Annotated in this window: 19 protein-coding genes and 1 tRNA gene; 17 read left to right on the forward strand and 3 right to left on the reverse strand. The window is 56.0% G+C overall.

The genetic code is table 11. From position 1 onward, the window contains the following. Positions 1–15: 15 nt before the first annotated feature. Positions 16–1,269, reverse strand: a complete 1,254-nt coding sequence (locus IEV54_RS01270; RefSeq protein ID WP_150277637.1) for an OprD family outer membrane porin — start codon at positions 1,267–1,269, stop codon at positions 16–18. Positions 1,270–1,584: 315 nt separating this feature from the next. Between IEV54_RS01270 and IEV54_RS01275 the strand changes: the two genes are divergently transcribed. Continuing rightward, the gene (locus IEV54_RS01275) at positions 1,585–2,013 is read left to right on the forward strand and encodes an HIT domain-containing protein (protein WP_150277636.1); all 429 of its coding nucleotides are present in this window, start codon (positions 1,585–1,587) and stop codon (positions 2,011–2,013) included. Continuing rightward, positions 2,013–2,222, forward strand: coding sequence for a SlyX family protein (locus IEV54_RS01280; RefSeq protein WP_150277635.1), 210 nt, complete (start codon positions 2,013–2,015; stop codon positions 2,220–2,222). The genes IEV54_RS01275 and IEV54_RS01280 overlap by 1 nt, the downstream gene beginning before the upstream one ends. 58 nt (positions 2,223–2,280) lie before the next feature. Here the strand turns inward: IEV54_RS01280 and IEV54_RS17460 are convergent, their stop codons facing one another. Together IEV54_RS17460 and IEV54_RS01290 are read right to left on the reverse strand one after the other, a co-directional pair. Next, positions 2,281–2,868, reverse strand: a complete 588-nt coding sequence (locus tag IEV54_RS17460) for a cold-shock protein (protein WP_308420783.1) — start codon at positions 2,866–2,868, stop codon at positions 2,281–2,283. 222 nt (positions 2,869–3,090) lie between these two features. Continuing rightward, entirely contained in the window at positions 3,091–3,561 is a 471-nt protein-coding gene (locus tag IEV54_RS01290) for a Dps family protein (RefSeq protein ID WP_150277634.1), read from the reverse strand. 347 nt (positions 3,562–3,908) lie between these two features. Between IEV54_RS01290 and aspS the strand changes: the two genes are divergently transcribed. From aspS to IEV54_RS01365, 15 genes are all read left to right on the forward strand, one after another. Continuing rightward, positions 3,909–5,684, forward strand: a complete 1,776-nt coding sequence (gene aspS, locus IEV54_RS01295; protein WP_150277633.1) for an aspartate--tRNA ligase — start codon at positions 3,909–3,911, stop codon at positions 5,682–5,684. 25 nt (positions 5,685–5,709) lie between these two features. Continuing rightward, positions 5,710–6,456: a YebC/PmpR family DNA-binding transcriptional regulator gene (locus IEV54_RS01300; protein WP_150277632.1), complete on the forward strand. Its 747-nt coding sequence runs from the start codon at positions 5,710–5,712 to the stop codon at positions 6,454–6,456. A gap of 121 nt (positions 6,457–6,577) precedes the next feature. Continuing rightward, on the forward strand, positions 6,578–7,105 hold the full coding sequence (gene ruvC, locus IEV54_RS01305; protein WP_150277631.1) for a crossover junction endodeoxyribonuclease RuvC: 528 nt from the start codon (positions 6,578–6,580) through the stop codon (positions 7,103–7,105). Between the two features lie 22 nt (positions 7,106–7,127). Continuing rightward, positions 7,128–7,733: a Holliday junction branch migration protein RuvA gene (gene ruvA, locus IEV54_RS01310; protein WP_150277630.1), complete on the forward strand. Its 606-nt coding sequence runs from the start codon at positions 7,128–7,130 to the stop codon at positions 7,731–7,733. Between the two features lie 29 nt (positions 7,734–7,762). After that, the gene (gene ruvB, locus IEV54_RS01315; protein WP_150277629.1) at positions 7,763–8,824 is read left to right on the forward strand and encodes a Holliday junction branch migration DNA helicase RuvB; all 1,062 of its coding nucleotides are present in this window, start codon (positions 7,763–7,765) and stop codon (positions 8,822–8,824) included. Positions 8,825–8,884: 60 nt separating this feature from the next. Then, entirely contained in the window at positions 8,885–9,352 is a 468-nt protein-coding gene (gene ybgC, locus IEV54_RS01320; RefSeq protein WP_150277628.1) for a tol-pal system-associated acyl-CoA thioesterase, read from the forward strand. A 4-nt stretch (positions 9,353–9,356) separates the two neighbouring features. Next, positions 9,357–10,031, forward strand: a complete 675-nt coding sequence (gene tolQ / locus IEV54_RS01325; protein WP_150277882.1) for a protein TolQ — start codon at positions 9,357–9,359, stop codon at positions 10,029–10,031. A gap of 11 nt (positions 10,032–10,042) precedes the next feature. Further along, positions 10,043–10,489 (forward strand): protein TolR, encoded by a 447-nt coding sequence (gene tolR / locus IEV54_RS01330; RefSeq protein ID WP_150277627.1) that lies wholly within the window; start codon positions 10,043–10,045, stop codon positions 10,487–10,489. Continuing rightward, the gene (gene tolA / locus IEV54_RS01335) at positions 10,486–11,532 is read left to right on the forward strand and encodes a cell envelope integrity protein TolA (protein WP_150277626.1); all 1,047 of its coding nucleotides are present in this window, start codon (positions 10,486–10,488) and stop codon (positions 11,530–11,532) included. The genes tolR and tolA overlap by 4 nt, the downstream gene beginning before the upstream one ends. A gap of 5 nt (positions 11,533–11,537) precedes the next feature. Next, positions 11,538–12,836, forward strand: a complete 1,299-nt coding sequence (tolB, locus tag IEV54_RS01340) for a Tol-Pal system beta propeller repeat protein TolB (protein WP_373286416.1) — start codon at positions 11,538–11,540, stop codon at positions 12,834–12,836. Between the two features lie 47 nt (positions 12,837–12,883). Beyond that, positions 12,884–13,387 carry a peptidoglycan-associated lipoprotein Pal gene (gene pal / locus IEV54_RS01345; protein WP_150277624.1) on the forward strand — a complete coding sequence of 168 codons (504 nt, stop codon included), beginning with the start codon at positions 12,884–12,886 and terminating at the stop codon, positions 13,385–13,387. A gap of 8 nt (positions 13,388–13,395) precedes the next feature. Beyond that, a complete protein-coding gene (gene ybgF, locus IEV54_RS01350) occupies positions 13,396–14,208 on the forward strand; it encodes a tol-pal system protein YbgF (protein WP_150277623.1) in 813 nt (270 codons plus the stop codon). Positions 14,209–14,329: 121 nt separating this feature from the next. Beyond that, positions 14,330–14,989, forward strand: a complete 660-nt coding sequence (gene queE, locus IEV54_RS01355) for a 7-carboxy-7-deazaguanine synthase QueE (RefSeq protein ID WP_188434280.1) — start codon at positions 14,330–14,332, stop codon at positions 14,987–14,989. Between the two features lies 1 nt (position 14,990). Beyond that, a complete protein-coding gene (gene queC / locus IEV54_RS01360; RefSeq protein WP_150277621.1) occupies positions 14,991–15,674 on the forward strand; it encodes a 7-cyano-7-deazaguanine synthase QueC in 684 nt (227 codons plus the stop codon). A gap of 47 nt (positions 15,675–15,721) precedes the next feature. Beyond that, positions 15,722–15,797 (forward strand) — tRNA-Lys (locus IEV54_RS01365). The last annotated feature ends 200 nt before the right edge of the window (positions 15,798–15,997 follow it).

Consider the following 15,997-nt stretch of genomic DNA (forward strand, 5'->3'; position numbering starts at 1 on the left):
TTACCGCGGGTTTGCTTAGAGCAGATCCCAGGTGTAGGAAACGATCAGGCGGTTCTCGTCGACGTCGCCGCCGTCAAGAGTGTCGTCCTGACGGATGGTAGCGTTACGCCACAACACGTTAACACCTTCCAGCGCGCCGTTCTGAACGGTGTAGCTGATGTTGGTGTCACGCTCCCAGCGGCTGTCACGCACGGCAGGAGCCGCATCGATGTTGTCACTGGTGATGTAGCGAGTCATGAACGTCAGACCGGGCATGCCCAGGCCAGCGAAGTCATAGTCGTAACGGGCCTGGTAGGAGCGCTCGTCCTTGGCGTTGAAGTCAAGGTACTGTACCGAGTTGGCCAGGAAGATTGCGCCATCATAGTAAGCGAAGCCAGCATCGCCACCCATCTGCTGATAGGCAACGCCGAATGCGTGGTTACCGGCACCCAGAGTCAGAGCCAGAGAGGTAGCATCGTTGTCGAAGTTGTCAGCTGGGCCGCTTTCGTCCGAAGTCTGGTAGTGAGCCAGGTCGGTGACCAGAGACAGGTCGTTACCCAGCGCCATGTTGTAGGTGGCGCCCAGGAAGTGACGCTTCCACAGATTTTCAGCATCAGAAGTGTAGAGGGTGGTGCTCAGGTCGTCAGAGAACGTGTAGGTGCCGCCGAGATACGTGACTTTCTCGTCAAGGATGAAAGCGCCATCAGTCTCGGAGGAGCTGCTCATATCGCCACGATCGTTCATGCGACCAGCTTCTACGAACAGGCCGTCGATAGACTCGTTGGTGATGCTGTAACCGTTGTAGTGGTTCGGCAGCAGACGAGCGTCGTCATAGGCGATAACCGGGTTGGACGGCAGGTGTACGCCATAACGCAGAACGGTGTCTTCTACGATGTGGGCTTTGACCGCGCCACGGATTTCAGCATAGTTGCCCGGGCCGGTGTTGCCCTGACTGCTTGGCAGCAGGCCAGTGCCTGCGTCGTCGCTGGTGCTGTCCAGCTTGATGCCCATCATCGCGATGGTGTCAAAACCCAGGCCGATCGGGCCGCGGGAGTAGCCGGATTCGAAGTTCAGTACGAAGCCGGTAGCGGTTTCGTCACGCTTGCTCTGGCCTACACCAGGGCTGCGGAAGTCGCGGTTGAAGTTCATGGTGCGGTTGCTGAGGGTAGCCGAAGAGCTCTCGATGAAGCCTTCGTTGTTTTCAACAGCTGCGGTAGCTTGTGACACGATAAGTCCATTTGCGGCGGCAACGGCCAGTGCAATGGAACTCCACTTGATAACATTTTTCATTATTTGCTCCTTCAGATTAAAAACAAGCCATGGTCACGGCACCCGCAACCAATCATCTTTTATTGTTATCCCAGCAGATTAAAGCATCAAAAGATGAATAGCGAAACATTAGGCTTAAAAAACATGCTCTTGTAGCTTTGACCTACAATTTATCCGAGTATCATACCTCGGCTGGGGTCTTTTAACCGCGCTATTGTAATCCAATTATCACAGTTTTATGTGATTCGTTTCACAAATGTCTCACGCTGAGACGGGCGGGATCGAATCGGGCAGCGATTCCCATCCCCATCTTGCCTTCAGGCCAACAGGAGCCACATGTTCAAGCTACATTCACAGCTGGCAGCTGATTGCGTTCATATCGGGGATTTTCCCTTGAGTCGGCTGCTGATGATGAACGATTCTCAGTATCCCTGGTGCATACTGGTGCCTCGGGTTTGCGATGTGACCGAGATATTTCAGCTTGATTATAAGGATCAGCAGCGTCTATCCGCCGAGTCTGCGTTGTTGAGCAGGTTGCTGTGCAGCACGTTTTCCGCGGACAAGATGAACATTGCCGCCTTGGGTAATGTCGTCAGTCAGTTGCACGTTCACCACGTGGTTCGCTATCGCACTGATGCGGCCTGGCCTGCACCTGTGTGGGGGCGTTTGCCGGTGAAGCCTTTTGCGGGTGAGGATCTGGAAGTGCGCTTGACACAAATCAAGCAGATGCTGCCATCTGGTTTCAAATTTGCGGAGCAAGTGTGATGAGCGATCTGGAAGACAGAGTTGCAGACCTGGAAATACGCCTGGTATTTCAGGATGACACCATACAGTCGCTGAGCGAAACGTTGGCCGCGCAGCAGATGGAGTTGGAGAAGTTGCGTCGAGCAGTGGAGGTGTTGGCCAGGAGGCAGGCTGATCTCGCCAGCTCTTTACCAGCCAACGATGAGGATCAGCCGCCGCCACATTACTGATCCTGCATTGTTGTGACGGAAGGTGGCGCCCTCTGAGGGCGCCGGTAATCAGTCTGGTTTACAGAATGACCACATCTTCGGCTTGCAGGCCTTTCTCGCGGCGGGCAACCACAAACTCGACCCTCTGGCCTTCTTCCAATGCCCGGTGGCCTTCGCCACGGATGGCGCGAAAATGCACAAACACATCATCGCCCTGGTCGCGTGAAATAAAGCCAAAGCCCTTATTGATGTTGAACCACTTTACCGTACCCGCTTCGCGATCCGACTGTCTGCCGGGCAGGCTGAACGAAAGCTGCTGTATCTCGTTTGCCAGAGTCATCACTGTTGCCAGGCAAACGACGCCGATGGCCATACCAATTGCATAAATGACCAGTGTTTCGAGCGCGGGAACCCAAGTTGAGATCAGAGGGATCAGTGCTGCGACCAGCAAACCGATCGAAACAACGATGGCGACGCCGAACCTGATTGCGGTGTCCACACGGTGGCGTGCGGTGAACTGTTGAAGATTGAGTAGGCCGGTAAACAACAGAAGAATTCCATTGAGATTGATCAGGCCGCTTTGAGCGAAGAAAGGTAGTGTGTTGACCAGGCCTGTAATTAACGCGGCGAGGCCGATGATGAGGTGCAGATAACGTAACGTATTCAAGAATTTCACCTTGGATGCTATGACATTGGTAATGGGGAAGTGCCTGTGGCCGGCGCATAGAGACTTTTGCCGGGGCGCGCACTGTAACCTGAAACTGTCAAGGGCTCAAAGCGTGAACTTGTGGGGTAAAGAGAAAGTCAAGAAGGGTAGAGCAGTGCTGTAACTTGAGCATCGGCGGGTGGCTGTCCACCCGCCGACGTTAATTCAATGCAGCGGCAGACATTATTTCTCGAGAAGGCTGCGCAGCATCCATGCGGTTTTCTCATGCACCTGCATCCGCTGGGTCAGCAAGTCAGCCGTTGGCTCATCGTGGGTTTCGTCGCAGATAGGGAAAGACTCCCGTGCAGTGCGTACGCATGATTCATGACCCTCGACCAACAGGCGAACCATGTCCAGCGCATCCGGTACACCCTCTTCTTCCTTGATGCTGCTCAGTTCGACAAACTGCTTGTACGTGCCGGGCGCGGGGAAGCCGAGAGTCCGGATACGCTCAGCGATATCATCCACCGCCTGTGCCAGCTCCATGTAATGGGTTTCAAACATCATATGCAGTGTCTGGAACATGGGGCCCTTCACGTTCCAATGAAAATTGTGGGTTTTCAGATAAAGCGTGTAGGTGTCCGCCAGCAGGTGCGACAGACCCTGAGCAATTTTCTCGCGATCGTTTTCTTTGATGCCAATATCGATTTTCATCATGACTCCTGTTGGATGGGATTGATTCAAACGGGTTTGGACTGCCGCAGTTGGCCGTAACTGCGACTGTGTTGTTGTCCTTTTGAGCTGCAGTATAGACGCTAACGTAACGCCTGCATGCTCAACTGCCAATTTGTCGAAACCGAATATTGCAGCAATCTCCTCGCAGCTGGCGCGTCTCCATGTGGAGTCATGTCGTTGGAGCACAGTTAAATCAGGGATTGAGGTTCTCGCCGACAAGGGTACCTTTCGGGTATATTATGGCGCTTTTCTCAGTGTGCTGCTTCGCGACTGGCATTCATCCCGGCGCGCAGGCTGCCCGATCTCTACGACAGGAATACCACAACATGATGCGTACCCACTATTGCGGCCAGTTGAACGAATCGCTGGCGGATCAGGAAATCACCCTTTGCGGCTGGGTTCATCGACGTCGTGACCATGGTGGTGTGATATTCCTGGATATCCGCGATCGTGAAGGTCTGGCGCAGGTGGTATTCGATCCAGATCGCGAAGAAACCTTCGCTCTGGCCGACCGCGTGCGCAGTGAATATGTGGTCAAGGTAACCGGTAAGGTCCGCCCTCGCCCTGCCGGTGCAGTGAACCCCAACATGGCCTCCGGTGCGATCGAGGTTCTGGGGTACGATCTCGAGGTGCTGAACCAGGCCGAAACGCCACCCTTCCCCCTGGACGAGTATTCAGATGTGGGCGAGGAAACCCGCCTGCGTTATCGCTTTATCGATCTGCGCCGCCCAGAGATGGCCGCCAAACTGAAGCTGCGTTCGCGCATTACCAGCAGCGTGCGCCGCTATCTGGACGAGAATGGCTTTCTGGATGTGGAAACACCCATCCTGACCCGTGCTACCCCTGAAGGGGCTCGTGACTATCTGGTGCCCAGTCGCACCCACCCTGGTACTTTCTTTGCCTTGCCGCAGTCACCACAGCTGTTCAAGCAGTTGCTGATGGTCTCCGGCTTCGACCGTTATTATCAGATCGCCAAGTGCTTTCGCGATGAGGATCTGCGCGCTGATCGCCAGCCGGAATTCACCCAGATCGATATCGAAACCAGCTTCATGGACGAGAAGGACATCATCGGTCTGACCGAGGGTATGATCCAGAAGCTGTTCAAGGAAGTGCTGGACGTGGACCTTGGCGACTTCCCGCATATGACCTTCGAAGAGGCGATGCGTCGCTATGGGTCGGACAAGCCGGACCTGCGCAACCCGTTGGAGCTGGTCGACGTGGCCGACCAGTTGACCGAAGTCGACTTCAAGGTGTTTAGTGGGCCGGCTAGCGATCCCAAGGGCCGTGTTGCTGCGCTGCGCGTTCCTGGTGGGGCCAGCATGCCGCGAAAGCAGATCGACGATTACACCAAGTATGTGGGCATCTATGGCGCCAAGGGCCTGGCCTATATCAAGGTCAATGAGCGAGCCAAGGGCGTTGAAGGTCTGCAGTCACCGATTGTCAAATTCATTCCCGAGGCGAACCTTGAAATCATTCTCGACCGGGTTGGCGCGGTTGATGGCGATATTGTCTTCTTTGGCGCCGACAAGGCGAAGATCGTCTCCGAGGCCTTGGGCGCCCTGCGTATAAAGCTTGGACATGACCTGCAGTTGCTGACCTGCGAGTGGGCGCCGTTGTGGGTGATCGATTTCCCGATGTTTGAAGAGAACGACGATGGCAGCCTGAGCGCATTGCACCATCCTTTCACTGCGCCCAAGTGCAGCCCGGAGGATCTGGCTGCCAACCCGGCTACGGCTCTGTCGCGCGCCTATGACATGGTGCTTAACGGTACCGAACTGGGTGGCGGTTCGATCCGTATCCATCGCAAGGAAATGCAACAGGCGGTTTTCAACATTCTCGGCATCAGTGCAGAAGAGCAGCAGGAAAAGTTCGGCTTCCTGCTTGATGCATTGAAGTACGGCGCGCCGCCGCACGGTGGCTTGGCCTTTGGCCTGGATCGCCTGGTTATGCTGGTAACCGGTGCCCAGTCGATCCGTGAAGTCATTGCCTTCCCGAAGACCCAGAGTGCGGCCTGTGTCATGACTCAGGCCCCGGGTGCGGTGGATGGCAAGGCCCTGCGCGAGCTACACATCCGTCTGCGCGAGCAGCCCAAGGTCGAATAACCCGCCCAGAACCACGGAGTCGATCATGGCCGGACATTCCAAATGGGCCAACATCAAGCATCGCAAGGCAGCGCAGGACGCCAAGCGTGGCAAGGTGTTCAACAAGCTGATCAGGGAATTGACTGTGGCTGCCAAGCTTGGCGGCCCCGAGCCCGCGGATAACCCCAGGCTAAGAGCGGCGGTGGATAAATCACTGACCGCCAACATGACCCGCGATACCATCGACCGCGCAATTGCGCGTGGTGTGGGCAGCACTGATGCGGACAACGTCGAGGAGCTGACCTATGAGGGTTATGGTCCCGGTGGCGTTGCGGTCCTGGTCGAAGTGATGACCGATAACCGCAATCGCACGGTCAGTGAAGTTCGCCACGCCTTCAACAAGTGTGGCGGTAATCTGGGCACCGACGGGTCTGTGGCCTACCTGTTCGAAAGGCGCGGGCAGATCAGCTATGGACCGGGTGCGGATGAGAACGCTCTGATCGAGGTGGCCCTGGAAGGAGGGGCTGAGGACGTCGTTAGCAATAACGACGGTTCGATTGACGTATTGACCACTTTCGAAGAGTTCGGTGGCGTTCGCGATCATCTGGATCAGCAGGGATTTGTTCGTGAGGCTGCGGATATCAGCATGATCCCTGCGACCACCGTTGTCCTGGACCTGGAGGGAGCCGAGAGCGTTCTCCGGTTGGTTGACATGCTTGAAGATCTGGACGATGTGCAAAACGTCTACAGCAACGCTGACATACCCGACAATGTTCTGGCCCAGTTGAGTTAGAGCGTCGAGCGCATGGAACGGGGAGGCATGTGCCTCCCTTTTTCTTGCCCGCGTTCTTTTATCGAATGGCCAGGCGGATATGGCACACTAGGGCTCATCCAATTAGCGGAAATCACCACGCATGGCCCTGATATTGGGTATAGATCCAGGTTCGCGCACGACAGGCTACGGTATTGTCCGCGAGCACGCGGGTAAGTGTGAATACGTCACCTCGGGTTGTATCCGTCTCGGCGGCGGGCCGCTGCCGGGCAGGCTCAAACTGATTTTCGAGGGCCTGAGTGAACTGATCGGAAAATATGAGCCGGATATTCTCAGCATCGAGCAGGTGTTCCTGGCGCGCAACCCTGATTCGGCACTGAAATTGGGTCAGGCCCGCGGCGCTGCAATAGTTGCAGCGGTGCACGCCGGAATGGATGTGCATGAATACACCGCCAGGCAGATCAAGCAATCGGTAGTTGGTACCGGTGCAGCTGACAAGACCCAGGTGCAACACATGGTCACTCAGCTGCTCGGGCTTTCCGGGACGCCGCAGGCGGATGCCGCTGATGCCTTGGCAGCGGCGCTCTGTCATGCCCATTCGACGGCACTCAATACGCAGCTGGGTGGCGGGCTCCTCGGGTTGCGCAGCGGCCGGGTCCGCCACAGATGAGCGTCAACGAAGAGACATTTCAATGATTGGACGACTGACAGGTGTGCTGCTCGAAAAGCAACCGCCGCATATTTTACTGGACGTACAAGGCGTAGGTTACGAGCTGGACGCGCCGATGAGCACCTTTTACAAGCTCCCGGGCCTGGGGCAGTCGGTTACCCTGCATACTCACATGGTGGTGCGCGAAGATGCTCAACTGCTGTATGCCTTTGTCGAGAAACGCGAACGCGAACTTTTCCGTGAGCTGATCAGACTCAACGGCGTGGGCCCCAAGCTGGCGCTGGCTTTGATGTCCGGTCTTGAGGTTGATGAGCTGATTCGGGCGGTACAGGCTCAGGACACCAGCGCTCTGGTGCGGGTGCCCGGCGTGGGCAAGAAGACCGCGGAGCGTTTATTGATAGAGCTACGCGACCGTTTCAAGGCATGGGAAGCCTTGCCTGGCTCCTTCAAGCCGCTGGGCGGGGAGGGTGCCAGTCTCGCTCCAGCCTCACAGAGCAGTGATGCGGTCAGTGCCCTCATAAGTCTCGGGTACAAGCCGCAGGAGGCCAGCCGCGCCGTAGCAGCGGTCGAAGAGGACGGCATGACTAGCGAAGAGTTGATTCGTCGCGCGCTCAAGGGCATCGTTTAATTGTTCTGCATTCAACGCACGGGATATCCATGCTGGAAGAAGATCGCTTGATCGCTGCCGCGCCGCGGCAGCAGGAAGATGTTATTGACCGGGCTATCCGCCCCTATCGCCTGGCTGATTATATCGGTCAGCCGAGTGTGCGTGAGCAGATGGAGCTGTTTATGAAGGCAGCCAAAGGCCGCGGTGAGGCCCTGGATCACGTACTGATTTTCGGGCCGCCCGGACTGGGCAAGACGACCCTGGCCAACATCATTGCCCAGGAGATGGGCGTCAAGATAAAGAGCACCTCAGGTCCGGTCCTTGAGCGCGCGGGCGACCTGGCAGCCATGCTGACCAGCCTTGAAGCTGGAGATGTACTCTTTGTTGATGAGATTCATCGTCTTTCGCCGGTAGTCGAAGAAATCCTCTATCCGGCAATGGAAGATTACCAACTCGATATCATGATCGGCGAAGGGCCTGCTGCCCGCTCCATCAAGTTGGATCTGCCCCCTTTTACGCTCGTGGGTGCCACCACCAGGGCGGGTATGTTGACTAACCCGCTGCGTGATCGGTTTGGCATTACGCAGCGGCTGGAGTTTTACGGAGTCGATGATCTGGCGACCATTGTGACCCGTTCGGCAAAGATTCTCGGCCTGCAGGTGGAGTCCCATGGTGCGCTCGAGATTGCGCGTCGGTCCCGCGGTACACCGCGAATCGCCAACCGATTGCTGCGTCGCGTTCGTGATTTCGCAGAAGTACGCGGCACCGGTGCCATTTCGGCAGAAATAGCCGACCAGGCCTTGAACCTGCTGGATATTGACGTCAAGGGCTTCGATCACATGGACCGTCGTTTGTTGTTGGCGATGATCGACAAGTTTGATGGTGGTCCAGTGGGTATCGATAGCCTGGCTGCAGCCATCAGTGAAGAGCGGCACACCATAGAGGATGTGCTTGAACCTTTTCTTATTCAACAGGGTTTTATTACCCGAACCCCCCGAGGGCGCATGCTTACACGGCACGCCTATGCCCACTTCGGGCTCGATCTGCCCCGTCGGATGACACAGCCCGCGGATGATCTCTTCGGCACCGGACAGGACGCTGACGGGGCTTGAAAAAATATTTTCGATATTGGCTGGGAAACACTATGCAAAGCTCACCGTTGGCTCTACATTATGCGCGCTGACTATTCCGGACCGCCGTTCGTGCAGAGAGTCCGAGTCTACTTTGAAGATACCGATGCCGGCGGCATCGTTTATTACGTTAATTACCTCAAATTTATGGAACGTGCGCGAACCGAAATGGTCCGTACCCTGGGGTTTGACCAAAGTGTCCTGCAGACTGAAAACATTATTTTTGTCGTGCACTCGGTGACCGCCCGTTATCACGCGCCCGCGCGCTTGGATGACGAGCTGGACGTCAGCGTGGAAGTGCTTGATCTCAAGCGGGCCAGCATACGGTTCCGCCAGCAGGTTAAACGTGTTGATGGGGACCTGTTGTGTGAGGGTGAGGTGTTGGTTGCATGTGTCAGCGCCGACCGGTACAAACCCAGAGGAATTCCGTCTGGTCTGAACGCTGCGTTCAGGGCCAGGCAGGTAATAGATAGCAAGACCGAGCGAGGAGAGGCACCGCGTGCAAGCTGATCAAATGTCGATGTGGCACCTGATTTCTACCGCCAGCGTTCTGGTACAGCTGGTTATGCTGATTCTGGTAGCGGCATCCATCATGTCCTGGGTAATCATTTTCCAACGCGGGTCCTTTATCCGCTCCGCGAAAACCGCGCTCGATGACTTCGAGGATCGATTCTGGTCTGGCATCGATCTGTCCAAGTTGTACCGTCAGGTCACAGGAAACCCGGACAACAACTCCGGACTGGAACAGATCTTTCGCGCCGGCTTCAAGGAATTCTCCCGGATGCGTCAGCAGGCAGGTGTTGATCCGGATGCTGTAATGGATGCGGTACAGCGCTCGATGCGCGTGGCGATTTCCAAGGAAGAGGAAAAGCTCGATCAGCATCTACCGTTTCTCGCCACTGTCGGCTCGACCAGTCCTTACATTGGTCTGTTCGGCACCGTCTGGGGCATCATGAACTCCTTCCGTGGTCTGGCTACAGCGCAACAGGCCACACTGGCGACAGTTGCTCCGGGTATTGCCGAAGCCCTGATCGCGACGGCAATTGGTTTGTTCGCGGCGATTCCGGCAGTTATTGCCTATAACCGATTTGCCGCGCGCTCGGAAACACTGATCAGTCGCTACTATACCTTTGCTGACGAGTTCTCGAGCATTCTTCATCGCCGCGTCCACGCCAGCAACGACGAGTAAACGGAGTCAAAATGCAGGTTCAAGGCAGACGCCGGAAACGCAAACCCGTTGCAGAGATGAACGTCGTACCCTATATCGACGTGATGCTCGTGCTGCTGGTTATATTCATGGTGACCGCTCCGATGCTGAATCAGGGCGTGAAAGTTGATTTGCCGCAGGTGGCCAGTGAGGTCATGCCCTCGGACAGCAATCAGCAGGTGCTTACTTTGTCAGTGTTGGCCGATGGAACCTATTTCTGGAATCTGGGTGAAACCGTTGATACGGAGAACCAGACGGACAGCGCGATTTCTCTGGAGGAAATGGCGTCGGGTGTGACCAAGATTATCAGTGCTCGACCGGACACGCTGGTATACATACGAGGCGACCGCGAAGCTAACTACGGCCTGGTTGTTACCGCGATGGCAACTTTGCAACAAGCGGGTGTCCCGAACGTGGGACTGATTACAGAGGCGCCGTGAACACTCGTGAGCCGCGTCAGGCGGAAACCGGCCGTTATGTTGCCTCGGTGCTCAAGGCCCTGGCCGTGCACCTGGCTGTGGTATTGCTGCTTTTCGTCTCCTTCAGCAGCGCGCCGGAATTCGAGCCCGCCAAGCCAATTGTTCAGGCGACATTGGTACAGTTGAACTCCAAGAGCCCGGCGCAGACCCAAACGGATCAGCGTATAGCTGGTGAGGCCGCACGTACCGCAGCTCAACGCCACGAGGCAGAAGAGCTCAAACGCGACCAGCAGAAACAGGAACAGGCCGAGGCTGCCGCAGCCAGGGCGAAGGAGCAGGCTGCTGCAGCGCAGGCCGCCCAGCAGCGTGAAGAGCAGCAGAAAGCGGCACAAGCCGCTGAGCAGAAGCAGTCGGAGGCAGCCAAACAGCTCGAAGCTGCCAAACAAGCCGAGGCTGAAGCCCAGCGCAAGGCCGATGCAGCGCGCAAGTTGGCAGCCGAGGAAGCCGCAAAGAAGGCAGAAGCCGAGGCGGCAAAGAAAAAAGCGGCTGATGAGGCAGCGAAAAAACAGGCTGCGGAGCAAGCGAAGAAAAAAGCCGCAGAGGAGGCCAAGCGCAAGGCTGACGCTGCCAAGGCAGCGGCGGAGAAAGAGGCCCAGCAAAGGCGTGCGCAAGAAGAGGCTCGCGCCAAGGCGCTGGCTGATTTGCTTGCCGACGAGACGCAATACCAGCAGGCTCAGGCTGACCTGTCAGGTGATGAGGTAGCAGCCAGCTATGATGATTTGATCAGACGTTATGTCAGCGAGCAATGGAGACGTCCTCCTTCTGCACGTAATGGTATGGTGGTTGACGTTGTCATTAGTATGCTGCCTACGGGTGAGATTACTGGCGCCGTAGTCGTGCGCACTAGCGGTGACCCGGGTTTTGACCAGTCTGCGGTGCAAGCCATCAGAAACGTGGGTCGTATTCCAGAAATGCAGCAGTTGTCACGGGAAAAGCCGGCAACTTTTGATAGCCTATATCGCAAACGAACGTTGCGCTTCAAACCAGAGGACCTGTCATTCTGATGAAAATGTTGAAAATCTGGCTAACTGCCTTCGCGCTGCTGCTTGTAACGCAGAATCTGTATGCTCAGGGCGCCATCGAGATTACCCGGGGCACCGACAAGGCTTCGCCGATTGCTGTGGTGCCTTTTGGCTGGCAGGGTGGCACGCCGCTGCCTGAAGACATGGCAGAAATTGTTGCCAACGACCTGCGAAACAGCGGCATGTTTGCTCCGTTCGACAGACGCAATATGCTCAGCACTCCTACCCAGGCCAGCGAGATATTTCCTCGAGACTGGCGCATTCTTGGTGTCGAATATGTTGTCGCCGGGCAGATTAATGCCGATCCCGGCTCCGATCAGTATCGTCTGCAGTTCAGCCTTTACAGTGTTGTCAGGGAAGAAGTACTGATGACGCGTACCGTGAGTGGCACGCGAAGTCAGTTGCGTGATATGGCGCACCATCTGAGCGATCAGGTCTTCGAGGAAATTACTGGCATCAAGGGCGCATTCAATACCAAGCTCCTTTACGTCGCTGCTGAACGATTTTCTGTCGACAATACCCGTTTTACTCTGCAGCGCTCGGACTATGACGGCGCTCGAGCAGTCACACTGCTGCAATCACGGGAACCTATCCTGACGCCTTCGTATGCACCAGATGGGCAGCGTATTGCTTACGTATCCTTCGAGTCAGGGCGCCCGGAAATATTCGTGCATTACATCCAGACCGGTCGCCGCGAGCGTATCACCAGTTTCGAGGGCCTCAATGGCGCCCCTTCCTGGTCACCTGACGGTGAACGCCTGGCTTTTGTGTTGTCCCGCGATGGTAATCCCGAGATCTACGTGATGGAGCTGGCCAACAAGCAGCTGCGACGCATCACCAACCACTTTGCTATCGATACCGAGCCGGACTGGCTGGATGCCAACACCATCGTCTTCACGTCTGACCGTGGTGGCCGTCCGCAGATCTATAAACAGAATATCAATACTGGTGTTACCGAGCGGCTGACTTTTGTCGGCAACTACAACGCCAATGCCAAACTCTCCGTTGATGGTCGGACCATGGTCATGGTGCACCGTCAAGAGGGTACCCGTAATTTTCAGATTGCCATCCAGGACCTGGAGCGCGGTAATCTGAGAGTGTTAACAGAAACTTCATTGGATGAATCACCCACTGTTTCTCCCAATGGCGTCATGTTAATTTATGCCACCCGTCAACAGGGACGGGGCGTACTCATGCTGGTGTCTACCAATGGCCGTGCAAGGTCGGTAATTCCGACCCAATTCACGGACCTGCGAGTGCCCTCATGGTCCCCATACCTGCCCTAGGGTGTAAAAAATCATTAAAACATGTGGGGTTTACGAGGAGTCTTATGATGCAAGTAATTAAATTTGGTAAGTTTGCGGCATTGGTTGTAGCTATGGGCGTGATTGTTGGTTGTTCCTCCAAAGGTGGCGACACCGGCGGAACTGGCGCGGTTGATCCGAACGCCGGTGCTGGTTACACCACTCCAGCTTCAAGCGGTGACGACATGTCCAGCGAAGAGGCTGCTCTGCGCGCGGTCACTACTTTCTACTTCGAACTCGATAGCGCCGAGCTGAAGCCTGAAGCTACCCGCGCCCTTGATGTGCATGCCAAGGATCTGCGTGCTGCTGGTAACCGTGTAGTGCTGGAAGGCCACACCGACGAGCGTGGTTCACGCGAGTACAACATGGCTCTGGGCGAGCGTCGTGCTGCTGCCGTTCAGCGTTACCTGGCTGGCCAGGGCGTTTCTCCTTCACAGCTGGAGCTGGTCTCCTACGGTGAAGAGAAGCCGGCCGCAATGGGTTCCAGCGAAGAAGCTTGGGCTCAGAACCGTCGCGTAGAACTGCGTAAGTAAGAGGTCATATGAAAGGGTTCAGGGGTTTAACAGCTGCCTTCATGCTATTGCCTATCGCGGCAATGGCCCAGGTGCCGGTTATTGACGGTAGCGCGGGCGGTGTCCGCGGTAGTCAATCGTCTACCCCTGCCGCCCAGCAGACCACAGCTGGCCCCTCGATAGAGGGCCAGCTATTGCAGCAGCTGTATCAGCTTCAACAGGAGGTCGCGATGTTGCGCGGCAGGCTGGAGGAGCAGGAATATCGGCTCAAGCAAATGGAGCAGGACCAGTCGGACCGATATCAGGATATAGACCGCAGGCTGTCAGCGGGCACCGGGGTTACACCTGGCGATGCCGATCAGCAAGCGCCAATTGATGCACTTGAAAGCCCCACTGCGAGTCAGCAGGGAAACACTGGCAGTGCAACAGCACCGCAAGGCAATACCGGCACGGCTGAGGTCGATCCGGCGCGTGAGAAATTGATGTACGATGCAGCCTTTGACCTGGTCAAGGCGCGAGATTTTGAAAAGGCGATCCAGGCCTTCAGTGCCTTCGTCAGGAAATTCCCGAATAGCGAATACGCCGGGAATGCGCAGTATTGGCTGGGTGAAATTCACCTGGTAGAGTCCGATTTGCAATCAGCTGGCCGCGCGTTCGCGTTGGTAGTCAGCGAGTATCCCGGACATCGCAAGGAAGCCGACGCACTCTACAAGCTCGCCGATGTCGAGCGCCGCCTGGGTAACCGGGACAAGGCCGTAGAGCTGTATCAGCAAGTGCTCTCACGGCATCCGAACTCGTCGGCAGCCCAGCTTGCAAGGCGCGATCTGGACAGCCTGGGCTGAGAGATACCCGCCCCACTCTTACTATTACGGCCATCATGCTTGCTTCCTGATTCATCAGGTGTGCAAGCGATCGTCCCAACGGGCCTCTGCCTTTTCAGCAGTCCAGCCCTGGATGCCAAACATGTCAGTCGATCTTTGCGCAACGCTCCGGATCACGGAGATATTTTATTCCCTTCAGGGTGAAAGCCGCTCGATCGGGTTACCCACCGTTTTCGTACGTCTGACGGGATGCCCTTTGCGATGTCAGTACTGTGATACTGCTTACGCCTTTACTGGTGGCGAAGTTCACAGCCTGTCCGCAATTCTTGCACGCATAGAGCGGTTCAAACCGCGTTTCATCTGCGTAACCGGTGGTGAGCCTCTCGCCCAGCCTAATTGTCTCCCATTGCTGCAAGCGCTTTGTGATGCGGGCTATCAGGTGTCGCTCGAGACCAGTGGCGCCTTGGATGTCAGTGCAGTGGATCCGCGTGTGAGCAGGGTGGTAGACCTGAAAACGCCAGATTCGGCAGAGTCCGGCCGCAATCTGTATGGAAATATGGCGGTGCTCGGTAAACATGACCAGGTGAAGTTTGTGGTCTGTAGCAGGCAGGATTATGAATGGGCGCGCTTCAAGCTGGACGAGTACTCGTTGCCGGAGCGGGTAGATGAAGTGCTGTTCTCGCCCAGCCACGAACAGCTAGTCCCAAAGCTCCTTGCTGAGTGGATTATGGAGGACAACTTGCCAGTCCGTTTTCAGCTACAGCTGCATAAATATCTGTGGAACGACGAGCCTGGACATTGATATGACGAATAGTAAAAAAGCGGTCGTGCTGCTATCTGGCGGCCTGGATTCTGCAACGGTTCTGGCGATGGCCCAGGCGGAAGGCTATCTGTGTCACACATTGAGCTTCGATTATGGTCAGCGCCATCGGGCAGAGCTCAACGCAGCGGCACGTCTCGCAGCGAGCGCCGCTGTAGCAGCCCACAAGGTGATCAAGCTGGATCTTGATGGAATGGGGGGCTCAGCCCTGACTGACGTCAGTATCGCTGTACCAGAGGAGGCGGGAGAAGGGATCCCTGTTACCTATGTGCCGGCACGTAACACCGTCTTTCTGGCCTTGGCGCTGGGTTGGGCAGAGGTACTCGAGGCAAAGGACATCTTCATTGGTGTTAACGCTGTCGATTATTCCGGTTACCCCGACTGCAGGCCGGCTTTCATACAAGCTTTTGAGACAGTAGCCAATCTCGCTACACGTGCAGGCATCGAAGGTGTCGGGTTTCGCATCAGGGCTCCCCTGCAGAATATGAGTAAAGCTCGGATAGTCGAATCAGGTGTACAGTTGGGTGTCGATTACAGCCTGACCGTTTCTTGCTATCAGGCAGATGATCAGGGGCGAGCCTGTGGCCGCTGCGACAGTTGCCGTCTGCGCTCAGAGGGATTCGAGGCTGCGGGGCTAAAGGATCCGACACGTTACGCGGGGATGTAAAAAAAACTTGAGTTTATCTGATAAATCAGTACTATAGCGCGCGTTCCGGGTCGTTAGCTCAGTTGGTAGAGCAGTTGGCTTTTAACCAATTGGTCGTAGGTTCGAATCCTACACGACCCACCATTTTTCCCCTCTGTTTATCCTGAAATACCCCATACCCCTTTTTCCGCTTCCTGATTCCGTCCAATCGGCTGCTTTCCTGCGTACTGAAAGCTCGACGTGGCATTTCCTTGTCTCTAGCCCCTCAATTTAATGGTTGAACCTCCCTATGCCGGCAAAGTCCAAACTCTGGCAAATGGAATGACGCAATCTGTCTTTTCCAT

It is taken from the genome of Halopseudomonas salina (assembly GCF_014637955.1).
GTDB classification, from domain to species: domain Bacteria; phylum Pseudomonadota; class Gammaproteobacteria; order Pseudomonadales; family Pseudomonadaceae; genus Halopseudomonas; species Halopseudomonas salina.